General features: G+C 51.2%; 14 protein-coding genes and 1 tRNA gene. 7 read left to right on the plus strand and 8 right to left on the minus strand.

Going from position 1 to position 14,149, the window contains the following annotated elements:
- Positions 1-77: 77 nt before the first annotated feature.
- The 3 genes from UCI88_RS02420 (at position 78) to UCI88_RS02430 (ending at position 2,485) form a co-directional block, all read left to right on the plus strand.
- Positions 78-284 (plus strand): hypothetical protein, encoded by a 207-nt coding sequence (locus UCI88_RS02420; protein WP_256179776.1) that lies wholly within the window; start codon positions 78-80, stop codon positions 282-284.
- A gap of 185 nt (positions 285-469) precedes the next feature.
- A complete protein-coding gene (gene potE, locus UCI88_RS02425) occupies positions 470-1,795 on the plus strand; it encodes a putrescine-ornithine antiporter (protein ID WP_044504410.1) in 1,326 nt (441 codons plus the stop codon).
- A 162-nt stretch (positions 1,796-1,957) separates the two neighbouring features.
- Positions 1,958-2,485, plus strand: coding sequence for a GNAT family N-acetyltransferase (locus UCI88_RS02430; protein WP_256179775.1), 528 nt, complete (start codon positions 1,958-1,960; stop codon positions 2,483-2,485).
- Positions 2,486-2,611: 126 nt separating this feature from the next.
- Here the strand turns inward: UCI88_RS02430 and UCI88_RS02435 are convergent, their stop codons facing one another.
- The 3 genes from UCI88_RS02435 to UCI88_RS02445 all read right to left on the minus strand — a co-directional run bounded on the left by UCI88_RS02435 (position 2,612) and on the right by UCI88_RS02445 (position 4,896).
- A complete protein-coding gene (locus UCI88_RS02435) occupies positions 2,612-3,463 on the minus strand; it encodes an arginase family protein (RefSeq protein WP_256179774.1) in 852 nt (283 codons plus the stop codon).
- A 147-nt stretch (positions 3,464-3,610) separates the two neighbouring features.
- Complete coding sequence (locus tag UCI88_RS02440) at positions 3,611-4,474, minus strand: hypothetical protein (protein WP_330023963.1); 864 nt, start codon at positions 4,472-4,474, stop codon at positions 3,611-3,613.
- Positions 4,474-4,896 (minus strand): hypothetical protein, encoded by a 423-nt coding sequence (locus tag UCI88_RS02445; protein WP_044504412.1) that lies wholly within the window; start codon positions 4,894-4,896, stop codon positions 4,474-4,476. The genes UCI88_RS02440 and UCI88_RS02445 overlap by 1 nt, the downstream gene beginning before the upstream one ends.
- Before the next feature lie 148 nt (positions 4,897-5,044).
- Between UCI88_RS02445 and UCI88_RS02450 the strand changes: the two genes are divergently transcribed.
- The gene (locus UCI88_RS02450; RefSeq protein WP_256179772.1) at positions 5,045-6,304 is read left to right on the plus strand and encodes a DEAD/DEAH box helicase; all 1,260 of its coding nucleotides are present in this window, start codon (positions 5,045-5,047) and stop codon (positions 6,302-6,304) included.
- 17 nt (positions 6,305-6,321) lie between these two features.
- Positions 6,322-6,867, plus strand: a complete 546-nt coding sequence (locus UCI88_RS02455; protein ID WP_044504415.1) for a hypothetical protein — start codon at positions 6,322-6,324, stop codon at positions 6,865-6,867.
- Between the two features lie 91 nt (positions 6,868-6,958).
- Here UCI88_RS02455 and UCI88_RS02460 read toward each other — a convergent pair whose 3' ends face one another.
- Entirely contained in the window at positions 6,959-8,221 is a 1,263-nt protein-coding gene (locus UCI88_RS02460) for an MFS transporter (protein ID WP_256179771.1), read from the minus strand.
- Positions 8,222-8,345: 124 nt separating this feature from the next.
- Here UCI88_RS02460 and UCI88_RS02465 point away from each other — a divergent pair, with 124 nt between their 5' ends.
- Complete coding sequence (locus UCI88_RS02465) at positions 8,346-9,233, plus strand: LysR family transcriptional regulator (RefSeq protein ID WP_044504416.1); 888 nt, start codon at positions 8,346-8,348, stop codon at positions 9,231-9,233.
- 164 nt (positions 9,234-9,397) lie between these two features.
- Positions 9,398-9,474, plus strand: a tRNA-Arg gene (locus tag UCI88_RS02470).
- A gap of 102 nt (positions 9,475-9,576) precedes the next feature.
- On the opposite strand, the gene dapA is transcribed toward UCI88_RS02470, so the two are convergent.
- The 4 genes from dapA to recN all read right to left on the minus strand — a co-directional run bounded on the left by dapA (position 9,577) and on the right by recN (position 14,147).
- On the minus strand, positions 9,577-10,458 hold the full coding sequence (dapA, locus tag UCI88_RS02475) for a 4-hydroxy-tetrahydrodipicolinate synthase (RefSeq protein ID WP_065360855.1): 882 nt from the start codon (positions 10,456-10,458) through the stop codon (positions 9,577-9,579).
- 24 nt (positions 10,459-10,482) lie between these two features.
- Positions 10,483-11,520 carry an aspartate-semialdehyde dehydrogenase gene (locus UCI88_RS02480; protein WP_044504419.1) on the minus strand — a complete coding sequence of 346 codons (1,038 nt, stop codon included), beginning with the start codon at positions 11,518-11,520 and terminating at the stop codon, positions 10,483-10,485.
- 30 nt (positions 11,521-11,550) lie between these two features.
- Complete coding sequence (gene dapB / locus UCI88_RS02485; RefSeq protein ID WP_044504420.1) at positions 11,551-12,348, minus strand: 4-hydroxy-tetrahydrodipicolinate reductase; 798 nt, start codon at positions 12,346-12,348, stop codon at positions 11,551-11,553.
- A gap of 116 nt (positions 12,349-12,464) precedes the next feature.
- A complete protein-coding gene (recN, locus tag UCI88_RS02490; RefSeq protein ID WP_256179770.1) occupies positions 12,465-14,147 on the minus strand; it encodes a DNA repair protein RecN in 1,683 nt (560 codons plus the stop codon).
- Positions 14,148-14,149: the final 2 nt, after the last annotated feature.

Here is a 14,149-nt window from a genome sequence, read left to right on the forward strand (position 1 = left end):
AGGCGGACCGCGCAATTTCCATAGGAGAGATTCCCCTCCTCTTTCGGCCCTGATGCAGCCATTCCGATAGGAGGCCCATGACAGATTCTGCCTTGCCTTTGAATCTGGATAAGTTCAGTGAATTTTTGTTCTTTGAAAAAGAACCTTCGCTTCAAAAGAAAAAAAGTCAGGACAAAAACCATCTCGGACAGCTCTTTACAAAGAGCCTCCCAAAGGCTCAACAGCGCCTCATTTTCTTTGAAAATCCATGTTTTCAACCCCTTGGGAAAGCTGATGAAACCTAGCCTTCCCGGCCCTTATCACGGTATGTAAAATTTTCTATACAGATTTAGAATAATCGACGTCAAAAGGGCCCTAAATACATATAGCATTTTTCAAAAAGCTATTTAATTTTCCCTGCAAAAATGATAGAATTAACTTGCTAAAATTTCTAGCCGTATACGCATTCTAAACGAAAGAAGGACTGATAATGAAAACTACATGTCGTAAAATGTCTGTTGTCCAGCTGACCTTCGTCACTGCTGCCAACATGCTTGGAGCCGGTATCATCATGCTGCCGACCAAGCTTGCCGAAGTCGGTACTATTTCAATCATTTCTTGGATTATTACCTCTTTTGGCTCTTTAGCCCTCGCCATGGCCTTTGCCCGATGTGGCATGTTTACAACGAAGCCGGGCGGTATGGGTGGTTACTCCGAATACGCCTTTGGGCGAATAGGACATTTTATGGCAAATTACGCCTACTCTGTTTCCATCGTAATTGCAAACGTCGCCATTGCCATCACGGCAGTCGGTTACGGCGCCGGTTTCCTTGAGACAACCTTTACGCCGATTCAGACGTGTCTATATACGATCGCTTTATTGTGGATTGCAGCTGCCCTCAACTTCAGCGGTTCCCGGTATTCGGGCAAGCTGAGTGCCATCACCATCTGGGGCGCTATTATTCCGGTTCTCGGTATTTCTATCATCGGCTGGCACTGGTTCAGCCCGGCAACCTGGCTCGCATCGTGGAATCCCAATGACCTGGGTCTCGGCGATGCCGTCGGAAATTCGATTGCCCTTACGTTGTGGTCTTTCTTGGGACTTGAATCGGCAGCCGTCAACATGGACGCCGTGGAAAACCCGAAAAAATCCGTACCCATTGCGACCTTCGTCAGCACCATCAGCGTCGCTGTCATCTACGTCGCTTCGACGAATGTCATCGCCGGAATCGTTCCCAATGCCGAAATCCTGGCATCGAGCGCACCTTTCGGACTGGCCTTTTCCTACATGCTCGGCGATACGGCCGGCAAGGTAGTCATGGGCCTGATGGTATTCTCCTGCGCAGGCTCTCTCCTGTCGTGGCAGTTCACCCTGGCCCGCGTCTTCAAGACCAGCGCCCAGCGCGGCTTGTTCCCCAAGATTTTTGCCAAAGTCACCAGCGCCGATGTCCCCGTCAAGGGCATGCTCTGCATCTTAGGCATGCAAAGCGTCCTCGCTTTGATGACTATCAGCCCGACCTTGGCCGCCCAGTTCGAACTCTTGGCGAACCTGGCCGTCGTCACCAACGTCATCCCCTACATCCTTTGCGCCGGGGCCTTGACGACAATCCTTACTAAGGAAAACATTCCCAATAAAGTCTGCAATCGAAATACTTCGATTTTCTTAGCAGGCGTATCGATTATCTACTGCGTATACGCATTGACAACGACCGATGCGACGACCTTCCTCAGCGGCAGTTTCGCCGCCTTCCTGGGCTGGCTCGTCTACGTCGTCCGCTTCACGATCATGAAGCAGACCATCGTCGAAATTAAATGAACAGATCAAAAAGGAGACCCCTTCAGGAGGCCTCCTTTTTTTACAGCCTTTCCAAAAAACCGACCGTAAACAGAACCACAGGTTACACCATATCGAAAACAACGACGGCAGCAGCCCTGCTCGATTATGGAAAGGCTTACCTATCAGATAGGAGTATTCACTATGGACATGACCTTAACATTATGTACCGTCGATGACTTGGATGAACTTCGTAAATTATCGATTCAAACGTATTACGAAACCTTTGCAGCCGTGAATACGGCGAAAAATATGGAAGAATATTTGAACCGGGCCTTTGACCGGGAAAAACTTCGCCGGGAATTGGAAAATATTCATTCAAAGTTCTTCATCCTGCGCTGCCACGAAAAGGCAGCCGCTTACCTGAAGGTAAACGAAGCACCGTCACAGACGGATATCAATGACCCGGAGTCCTTAGAGATTGAAAGGATCTACGTATCCGGAGAATTTCAAGAACAAGGCCTGGGACGCTATTTGATGGAACAAGCCATTGCCATGGCCGTGGCGCAAAAGAAAAGATACGTCTGGCTCGGCGTTTGGGAACATAATGAAAAAGCCCTTCAATTCTACAAGGCCAATGGATTTTATAAAATCAGCACCCACCACTTTGTCATGGGAGATGATGTGCAGACAGACGATCTCATGAGAAAAGATTTAGACCAAGCCCACTAAGAATCCGTCAAGGCGTCGTAATCGATTCTTGGGCCGCAAAAAGCCCTCATGATCAAAGGAACGTTTGCTCATGAGGGTTATCTATATTTATAAGGGCGCTGCGACGACTCATGTCCCACCGGGTCGTCACACTGTAAGGATTTTTAGGTTGGAAAACATCTTATGGAGCCGATAGGCCTCAAAGGGAAGGTATTCGGCAATGGTAAAACCGACAATATCGGAGCAGCCCTGGATCGTTTGGAGGATCTCTGACAGTTTTTCAAGGGTCATTTTTCCGCCGCCTGAGCCATCGCCGACGAGGTCGGGATTGGCAAAATAGGTAGCATGGAAAAACCGTTCATCCAGCACATCGATGTCGAAATGGACCAGGACATGGTCGAATCTTCCGGCAAAGGCGCGAATTTCTTGATCGGTCACAAATTCCTCGGTCTGGATTTTATAGCTTACGCCCATGTCATCCAAAAAATTTCGCTGATAGTCATGTAAGTCCTGAAGGCCGATATACAAGAGGTCTTTGGGATCAAACTTTGGCGACTGCATTAAATCGGACAAGGCTGCATCCCCCTGCCCCAATAACGAGCCTAACACCATGGCATGGGCATTGGGGTAGCTGTCTTTTGTCGTGGATACGTCGGGATGGGCATCGATCCAGATAAGGCCAAGATTTCCGTACTTTCCATGCAAATAGTCAAACGGAGCCTGAGACACCATGCAGTTCCCGCCGATGGTGATGATTTTATCAGGCTGTGCGTCTTCGATTTTACCCATGGCGTCGACAATCCCGCTTACAACTGCTTCTTTCCCATAGATACCGTCGGTTACCTTTTTTTCTTCGCCTGTCGGCGGAAGGATGTTCACCCGTATCAGGGGCTGGTTTTCATTTTCCGGCAAAATATGAGCCATCAGGTTAGCGCCAAAATAATAGGTCTCCAATCCGCCGCTCACATAGTCCGGGTACAATAGTCTGATTGTTTTCACGTGGCTGCACCTCCTAATAAAAATTTGTATCCAATTATATCATAATGTAGATTTATTTTCCATCCGTTTCCTCTATCGGCGTATCAAAAAAATCCCCATGAGATTACACACAGCTCTCTCATGAGGATTATCTTATATGGAGTTGTTTCAGGATAAGGTTTCAACGACGACATTGCGAAGAGCCACACAGCCGATGATGACCAACGACGACAACAGAAAAGGCGTCACGAAGACTAAGGGATTATTCTGCAAAATCGGCATGGCCTTGAAGATATATCCGAGGACCTGCATATCGCTATTGAACAAGAGATTTTGGACCATGACCCACAGGAGGACCATGACGACGATGGAAAGGAGATGGACGATCTTCTCTTTTCGGCTGTAGCCGTAACGCTTATAGGGGAAGAAATAAAAGGCAAAGGTGGCGATGACGAAGATGCTGATGGCAAAGAAGCAAAAGCCCATGATAGCCATAATACCGATGAAGAGGCTCACTGAGGCCGACTCATCGCTGAAGGCCGGAAAGAGGAACATCCCCAGGACGGCACAAGGAAGGGGCAGGCTGAATAAGATGGGGTCAAGGAACTGGGAATACCAGTATCGCCGCAGCCGAGCATGCCAAAAATCAACCCCTTTCGCAGCCCCGTACTGAGCCGCAATGGTCAAAAGCATCCACAAGGTGAACAGGAATACCATTCCCCAATAGGAGTGCCAAAGAGACGATCCGATCAGACCGTTTAAGAGGCCCACGGCGACGATGAGGGCAACGGCACCGCCGTAGAAAGTCGCCCCGGCAGAGGCATAGTCATCGTATCGTCCCGCCTTACGACGGCGATAACCAAGCCACAAGGGGACGGCAAAGGACAGGATAAAAAAGACGAGGATCGACGCGGCGGCAATATAAGGCTTTCCCGACGCAAAGGCTCCGAAGGGAAGCGGCAGGATGCCGCAGGCCGCCCAAAGAACAGCCCTGAGCCAGTCGTACCCCTTCTGTTTCCATTCAACACGCATCATCCCACCGCCTTTCGACCCGGCATCAAAGAAGACAGCCCATAGGATACGAGCATGACCAGGCTCATTTCAGCATACATGGCAAGAATAAAGACGATATCACGACCGAAGGTCGGCCATTCCCAAAAGGGCGCCGCCTTCCAGTAACTGCCCAGATAGACCTTGACGGCCACTTTAAGGGCCAGCATGAAGAGCCAGACCAAGACGACGACCCAGCGGCGAATACGGCCCCTTTCCCGGCCAAAAACGGCATCTTGAGCTCCGACGTAGGCCGTAGGAACGACGAGAGACAGGAAAAGATAACTGACGACGGCCACAATAGCACTGGAACCACTGTGAATCGTATAGGCTCCAATGGGAATGAGGACGATAAAAATACACATGAAAACAGACTGCCGCAAAATATCGCGCCACCAACTCATTTATGCAAGACCTCCTAAAACAATGCAAACGAAATCACTTTAGTATACCATATCCCCAAAGGAAAGAAAAGTTTGCGCAAACAAGGGCTTTGTGTAATAATAATAGTTAGTAAGCACTTTGTTAGCACCTATAGAGAAAGGGCACGATATGACAAAAAATTTTCAATCTCTCGGCCTGACGTCGGACCTTTCCGATCTTCTCCACAAGCAGGGAATCGACGAACCGACGGCCGTTCAATCACAAGCCATCCCGGCCCTGTTCAAAGGCCGGGATATACTGGCTCAGGCTCAAACCGGTACAGGTAAGACCCTGGCCTTCCTCTTGCCGTCGCTGCAGCAGATCCGGACCGAAGTCCACGCCGAGCAGGTCCTCATCTTGGCGCCGACGCGCGAATTGGCCCGCCAAATCGCTGACGTAGCCGCGACCTTGGCCCCGTCCCTTGATGTCGACGTCTTAAGCCTCATCGGCGGCAAGACCATCGAAAACCAGCTCCAAAAACTCCATCGCCATCCGCAGGTCATCATCGGTACACCGGGACGGCTCCTCGACCACTGCCGCCGCAACTCCCTTGACCTCAGCGGGGTCCGCCGGGTCATCGTCGACGAAGCCGACCAGATGCTGCAGTCGGGGTTCCTCGAAGACGTCGATACCCTCATCGGCCTGACGCCGAAACGCCGGCAGCTCCTATTTTTCTCGGCAACCGTCCCCGATAAGATCAAGGGCCTTGCCAAAAAACACATGCAGAATCCCCTGGTCCTGAAGATTCTCGAAGGCGATACCATTGCCCTTGAAAATATCGAACAGCGGATCTACATGATGACGGAAGAGCAGAAGCTGCCGAAATTATGCCAGATGCTGACCGAGATGAATCCCTACCTTGCCATCGTCTTCTGCAATACCAAGGAGCGGACGTCCCTCTTAGCGGGCAAACTGATTGCCAAGGGCTTCAACATTGGCGAACTCCACGGCGATATGTCCCAAGGCCGACGCAACCAGGTCCTGCGCGACTTTGCCAAGGCCAAGACCCAGATTCTGGTCGCTACCGACATCGCCGCCCGCGGCATCGATATCGAAGGCATTACCCACGTCTTTAACTTCGACGTCCCTCACGACGTCGACTACTACATCCACCGCATCGGCCGCACGGGCCGGGCCGGCAGCGACGGCCTGTCCATCATGTTCGCCACCGGAGCCGATGTCGATTGGGTCCGCCGGATTGAACACAACATCCAGGCCACGATCACCAAGTACACCCTGACGGGACAAGTCAAAGTAAAAGCCAGCAGCACCCCGCCGAAGCGGCAGAAGACTTATCGCGACAAGTTACCGGCCAGCACCTATCAAACAACTCGAAACAAGCGCCACAAACAGCGTCATAAGGGCGGAGACAACCTCCGCCGCCGCTAATGAACGGGAGGTTTATTATGAAACGTTATCTTGCTATTGTTCTCATGTTAGTTACCCTTTTGACTGCCGGATGTTCGACGGCCGTGCCGACGGACTCCCAGCAAAAAGAACAGACCCAAACGCAGCAGCAGTCGAAGGATACGAAATCCAATCAGGATACGAAGAGCCAGACTGAATCGAAAGAAAAGGCGGTCGCCACCTTGCCGACCATCGGCGATACGCAAAAAGCCTGGGAAGACGAATGGGGCCACCCCTATTCCCAGGGTGATACGATTCGCGTCTTCCATAACGGCCGCTACCAGGTCGTCTTTGAAAACGGCCGGGCCGTTACGGTTACCATTGCCTTAAAAGATGGCGAAGACCTGAATATCAGCGACCTCTTGCCGGAAGATGCCCAGAAACAGTCATCGTCTTCGAAAAATGTTGGCGGTACGACCATGACCGTCCAAAAATGGCACAGCGATACGCTGGAAAAAGCCTTCTCCTCGACGAAGGGCAATTTCACGGTTATGAAACAAGCAGACACGATCATCATCGACTGCACGCCGAACCTGAGAAAGTAAAACGAAACAGATTCTATACAAAGCCGGAGCCTTGTGAACATCAGATTCACAAGGCTCCGGCTTTATGCTTTCGACTTGTCGTCAAAATACCTTAGATTTCCCCTACATATTCTTTTCTTTCGTTTTCATTACGGATGCGGAAACTGGCCGTTGCCGCCATAGCGGCCAAGCAGAAGTTGACCAGCCAAAGGGGCGAGTAGCCCCAGCCGATATCTACGAAAAGGCCGCCGAGATAGGCGCTGAAAAAGGCGCCTATCTGGTGCCCGATCAAGGTAAATCCATACAAGACAGCCATGTTTTTCGAGCCGAACTTTTTACTGATGATGCCCGACGTCGGCGGCACCGTCGCATCTCCTGAGAGCCCCAGTAAGGCCGTGGCGGCAAAGGCAAAGGCCACCGATTTGGGAAGAAGCAGAAAGGCCAGGGAAATCCCGACCCGCACGGCATAGACTCCGGCCAGAACGTTCTTCATCTTGAAAGCCGCTCCGAGAAAGCCCGTCCCGGCGGCACCGATCATGGTGGCGATACCGTAGACGGTCAGTGTCAGCGACGCCGTGCTGCCGTCGATGCCATAGGACAGATACTGTGAAAATAGATGGCTTTCAATGATGGACATGTTAAAGCCGCAGGTCGCAAAGCCTATGACGATTAAGCGATAGTCCCGGTCTTTTAGGGCAAATTTCAGCAGGGGAATGAGGAACACTTTCGAAGTCCCCTTCCCTTCGTGAACGGCCTCTTCTCGTTGAGTTTCCTTTTTACCGACAGAGTGCATCCAGACGGCAATGGGAATCATCAGTAAAAAGGGAACGGTCAAAGCCCTCATGGCAAAGGCGATATCAAAGGTTGAAATGGCCAGATTCAAAGCCGGAGACATGAAGGCGTCGCCAATGCCGGCACTGGCCTGAACGAGTCCTGAGACGACAGCCGCCCGTTTCTCTCCCAACATCGGCGTAATGGCCCCCATGATGATGCCAAAGCAAAGGCCCGTCGTGCCAAAGGGCAGGATGAGGCCAAAAAATAAGACCAGCGTCCAAGGGCTCGTACATAAGGGCGTCGCCGCCAAGCCGACGACGGTAAAAAGAATCCCTACCAGAATGACGAAGACCGGAGATCGTCTCAAGGCCAGGATGCCGAGAAAGGGCTGGGCCAGTCCATAGACCAGGGCGCCTATGCCGATAGCAAAGCTGATGGTCACGTAGTCGATGCCCGTATAGGGAATGAGTCCGGTCATCATGATGCCGTAATTGTCGTGGACGCCTTGCATCACGCCGTGGACGATGCAGGCGGCGATGACCAGGACGACGCTCTGAAGCAGTGAGCCGGGTTTCTGTAAGGTCGGTGTTGTTTTTAACATAATCATAAGACTCCCTCATTGACAGTTTGATTTTTCTCTGTTAGTATAGCATCAACAAACGCTTAAATAAAATCGATGTTTTTAATTTTATACTTCATTTATTTTGAACTATAGAGAGGTAACTATGGACTTAAAATATTTGCAGACCTTCAAGACCATCGTGGAAGAAGGCGGCTTTACCAAGGCGGCGGAAAAACTCAACTACACCCAATCGACGATTACCTTCCAAGTCGGACAGTTGGAGCAGGAACTATCCGTCAAACTCTTTGAACGGATGGGACGGCGGATGCAGCTGACCAAGGCCGGCGAACAGCTGTATCCCTATGTGACCGACGTCCTCACGTCCGTCGCAAAGCTCCGTTGCTTTGAGAATGATTTGTCGGAATATAAGGGTATCTTACGGGTCGGCGTCGGCGAAACTCTGCTCTGTTACAAACTGTCGCCGGTCCTAAAAAGATTTCATGACCTGGCCCCCAATACCCGGCTTTTTCTGCAGTCCATGAATTGCTACGACATCCGCAACGAACTCCTGGACGGAACCTTGGATCTCGGCGTATTTTATGAAAATGTCGGCGGCTTTGGTGACAATCTGGCCGTCGCGTCTTTTGGAAGTTACCCCATGACCTTAGTAGCTTCACCCGACATAAAAGAAGAATATCCCGATTTTATCACGCCCAAGCAGAACATTCCCCTACCGCTGATCATCAACGAACCGACCTGCGTCTTTCGTCAAATCTTCGAGCAGTACCTGCAGCGAAAATCCATCGTCCTCGACCATACCATCGAATTGTGGAGCATTCCGACCATTAAAAATCTGGTGAAAAGCAGCGTCGGCATATCCTACCTGCCGACCTTTGCCGTCGAAGAAGATGTAAAGCGCGGCGAACTGGCAGAAATCAAGACGGAACTGACCGACGCCCGCATTTCAGCCGCCTGCGGGTATAACCGCAAGAAATGGATCAGTCCGGCCATGGAATTATTTACTCGTCTGATAAAAGATACCTTTTCATAAAGAAATTTTCGCCGCTTTGTCCCCCTACGTGTCCCCGGCTTACGGGGCGGCTGCGGTAAGCGGGACCGTTTCAGTAAAAAAACGAAGAGCTTTTTTTCGAAAATACATTGACAAGTTCCTCTTTTTTTGTTATTATATATAAGTCGTCAGGAACGACAAGATATGACTCGGTAGCTCAGCTGGATAGAGTGACTGACTACGAATCAGTAGGTCTAGGGTTCGAATCCCTACCGGGTCACCAAAGAAAAAAGCTCACACATTTTGTGTGAGCTTTTTTTATACCCTTTTTACAGAAAACCGTCAAAAAAAATCCCTCCGCACGAAGCGAAGGGATCGAAGATACTTATAATTTTCCGATATCTTTCAAGTACTGCTGGCATTTTTCGCGGATTTCCGGATTGGCTTCGACTAAAGGCAGGCGAAGGGGGCCGGCGGGAAAACCGAGCATATTGACCATGGTCTTAATGGGAACCGGGCTGACCGTGCAGAAGACGCCTTTCATGAAGGGCAGGTATTTCTGATGAAGGGCAGCGGCCTTTTTGACGTCGCCGTCTTTATAGGCCTGAATCATGGCATCCATTTCCTTACCGATGACGTGGCCGGCAACGGTGATGACACCTTCGCCGCCGACGGCAACGATAGGCAGGGTCAAATTGTCTTCGCCGCTGTAAAGGTGGAAGCCTTCCGGAGCATTGGCAGCGACGTAACCGGCGAAGTCGAGGCTGGCGCTGGCGTCTTTGAGGCCGATGATGTTGTCATAGTCACGAGCTAGTCGGCAGACCGTTTCCGGTTCGATACTGCCGCCGGTACGGCCCGGTACGTTGTAGATGAAAAACGGCAGGGACGTCGCCTTGGCAATGGCTGCAAAGTGGGCGTAACAGCCGTCCTGGTTCGGTTTATTGTAATACGGTACGATGCACAGCAAGAGATCGACACCGGTGGCTTCGGCCTTTTTAGCGATGGCAATGGACTCAGCCGTATTATTGGTACCGACATTGCCCATGATAAGGGTCTTGCCTTTCAATTCGTCGGCAACGACTTTAAAAAGCTTGAGCTTTTCTTCTTCGGTCATGACGGCTCCTTCACCGGTCGTAGCACCAAGGAGGATGCCCGAACCTTCGTCGGCATACTTCTTAGCCAGTTCGACAGCGGCTTCATAATTGACGGAACCGTCCTGATTGAAAGGCGTTATCATAGCAATGATGATATTCGGAAAGGTTAACATAAAGATTCATCTCCCATCGTGATCTCAGTGAATCATATCGTGATCCAGCATATATTCGGCAATCTGCAGGGCGTTGAGGGCTGCACCCTTGCGGATCTGGTCGCCGGAAACCCAGAGGTTGACCGCCTTCGGATTGTATAAATCTTTGCGAATACGGCCGACGTAGCAGTCGTATTTTTCCGACGTAAATAAAGGCATAGGATATTCCATCGCTGCCGGATCGTCCTGAACCTGAGCGCCTGGGAAGGCATCGATGGCTTTACGAACGGCATCGACGGTCAATTCATCAGCCGTTTCTACGTAAATCGATTCGGCATGGCTGCGGAAAACAGGCACGCGGACTGTCGTCGCCGTAATGGCAATAGAGTCGTCATGAAGCATTTTGTGCGTTTCGTTGACCATCTTCATTTCTTCCTTGGTATAATCGTCTTCTACAAACTTATCAATTTGCGGAATGAGATTAAAGGCAATGGGATAGTGCTTCGGCAGGCTCTTGCTGGGCAAGATTTTCGGTTCCATCTCCCGACCGGCTAAGAAAGCTTCCGTTTCTTCGCGCAGTTCGTCGAGCCCTTCTTTCCCGGCACCGGACACAGCCTGATAGGTGCTGACGATGATCCGTTTGATGGGCGACAGATCATGAATCGGTTTCAAAGCCATGAGCATGATAATCGTCGAACAGTTCGGATTGGCAATGATGCCCTTATGAAGGGCGATATCGTCCGGATTGACTTCGGGAACGACCAAGGGGACGTCGGGATCCATGCGGAAAGTGCTGGAGTTGTCAATGACGACGCAGCCGCGTTTCGCCGCTTCCGGTCCCAGTTCTTTACTGACCGAGCCGCCGGCAAAGAGTCCGATATCTACCCCATCGAAGGATTCCGGCTTGGCTTCTTCAACGGTATATTCCTTGCCATTGACCGTCAATTTCTTGCCGGCCGAACGGTGGGATGCCAACAACTTCAATTGGCTGTACGGGAATTTTCGTTCTTCAATCAGGCGGATAAATTCTTGGCCTACGGCACCTGTGGCACCTAAAATCGCTACTACCGGTTCTTTCGTCATAACAAACTTCCTTTCCTCATGGTTCTTTATTTATAAATAGTTTTCCAGCCCGAAGACGAGTCCCGGACGGGAGCTTACTTTCTTAACGGCTAAGATGACGCCGGGCATGAAAGATTTACGGTCGATCGAATCGTGACGAATCGTCAGTAATTCGCCGTATCCCCCGAAGAGGACCTGCTGGTGGGCTACGTATCCCGGCAGACGGACACTGTGAATGGGAATGCCGGCAACAGAAGCACCGCGGGCCCCGTCCAGGCTTTCATGGGTCTTGTCCGGAGCTGCCTTAACACCGGCAGCTTTCCGCGCTTCATCGATTTTATCAGCCGTCATGATGGCCGTCCCCGACGGAGCGTCGAGTTTATTGTTGTGGTGGAGCTCGATGATTTCAACGTCCGGCAGATAGGGCGCGACTTCCGTCGACAACTTCATCATCAAAACGGCGCCGATGGAAAAGTTCGGTGCAATGAAGATACTGGTCTTCTTTTCCAAAGCCAGGGCATGGAGCTCATGACGCTGTTCGGCAGTAAGTCCCGTCGTACCGACGACCATGTTGATGCCGTGAGCTATGCAGGTTTTAGCATTTTTAAAAATGACGGCAGGCGTCGTAAAATCGACGACGACGTCCGGCTTAATATCGTCAAGGGCCTTGGCAAAATCGCCTTCGATGGCAAGGCCTAAATGACCGATACCTGCGACTTCGCCGACGTCTTCCCCGACGTGGTCGATACTGACACCGCCGGCGACGGTCAGTTCCGGATCTTCAAAGACGGCTTTGACGACCTGGCTTCCCATGCGGCCGTCTGCCCCATTTACTAATACACGAAGCATATTGATTCCCCCTGTAGTTTTATGATTTGATAGCGTATTTTTATTTTAAAATTATCTTTAACTATATACCTATCGCGGACATTCGTCAACCTGTATCTGTCACTTCGAAGGCTGCCTTACGATCCCTTCACCTGTTGTACGATCTGTCTGGCCGCTTCAATACTGGCTTTTGTCGTATCGTTGCCGGCAAACATGCGGGCGATTTCAAGGACGTGTTCACCGTCAGAAAGGCTGCGTACCTGGGTGACCGTCCGACCGTCGGCTTCCTTCTTATAGATGAAGAAATGGTGGTCGGCAATGGCCGCCGTCTGCGGCAAGTGGGTGATACAGAAAATCTGTCCTCGGCCGGCGAGTTTCCGGATATGGTCGGCGACCTGAAGGCCCGTCTGACCGCTGATGCCGACGTCAATTTCATCGAAAATCATGGTCTTATCGGCATCCTGGCCGGACCCGGTCGTCTTCAAGGCCAAGGCAATACGCGAGACTTCACCGCCGGAGGCAATTTTTGCCAAGGGCTGCATAGCTTCCCCCGTATTGGCCGAAAAATAAAGTTCAATGCCGGAAGCACCGTCCGGTGAAATTTCCTTCATAGGCTCTATGTGGAAGGCAATGCGGCTATTGGGCATACCTAGCTTGTTTAAGGTCTCAGTCATAACCTTGCTGAACCGGGCATCGGCTTTATGGCGCAAATCCAGTAAAACCCCTGCCTGATGCCGTACAGCCTCCGCTTCTTTCGCCAGCTGCGCCTCGAGTTTTGCCAAGTGGCTTTCCGACTGGTCAAGGCGTTCATAGTCTTCCTTGGCTTTGGCCAAAAACTGCAAAATGTCAGCCACGGTGACGCCGTATTTGCGCTTTAATTTTTCAATGGCTGCCATGCGAGACTGCATGGCGTCCAAAGCGTGCTCGTCGAAGTCGAAGGAATCGGCATAGCGAAGAAGAGCATCGTGGATATCTTCGATTTCATAGGACAAGGTTTCTACCTTTCCTGACAAGGCACTGAAGGTATCGTCGTAGGTCGAGGCCTTCTCGAGGCTGCGGTGAATCGTCTCTAACTGTTCGATAGCCCCGGTCTGACGCTCGCCGCCTTCTAACGCAAAGATGGCATCCCGCAGATTATCCTTCAGGTGTTCCGCATGGGACGCCTTATTGATCTTTCCTTCAAGCTCATCGTCTTCGCCTTCCTTTAACTCCGCCCCTTCGATTTCTTTGATTTGAAAGGCCAGGATACTGAGCATCCGAGCCTTTTCGCCTTCATCGCGGCGCAGGGCCTTGATGGCCCTTTCCGTTTTATGCCACGTGACATAGAGCTCGTCATACGTTTCTCTGGCCTTACGGACGTCGTCATTGAGGCCGTCTAAAATGGCGACGTGATAGGCAGGATTAAAGATGAGGCTGTTGTCGAACTGGCCGTGAATATCGAGAAGATAATCGCCTACGCGGCGCAGGACCGCCGTCGGCACCAAGGTGCCGTTAACCAGAATGGTCCCCCTTCCGCTGCGCTGGAACTGCCGGGAAATGATGAGCTGTCCCTCGTCAACTTCGATGTGATTATCTGCCAAAAGGGCTGCCAATTTGGCAGGCATATCGGCAAAAAAGAACGAGCCTTCGACGAGAAAGCCCTCGGTGCCGTGGCGGACGAAGGAGGCCGACGCCCGTTTTCCGGCCAACATACCGATGGCGTCGAGGAGAATCGATTTGCCGGCCCCTGTTTCGCCGGTAAAAATCGTCACTCCGTCCTCTAAGTCCAAATGCAGGTCTTCAATCAGCGCAAAGTTATGAATGTGCAGGGACTGCAGCATAA

Origin of the sequence: Megasphaera massiliensis, from assembly GCF_036305205.1 — a bacterium.
Classification (GTDB): Bacteria; Bacillota; Negativicutes; order Veillonellales; family Megasphaeraceae; genus Megasphaera; species Megasphaera massiliensis.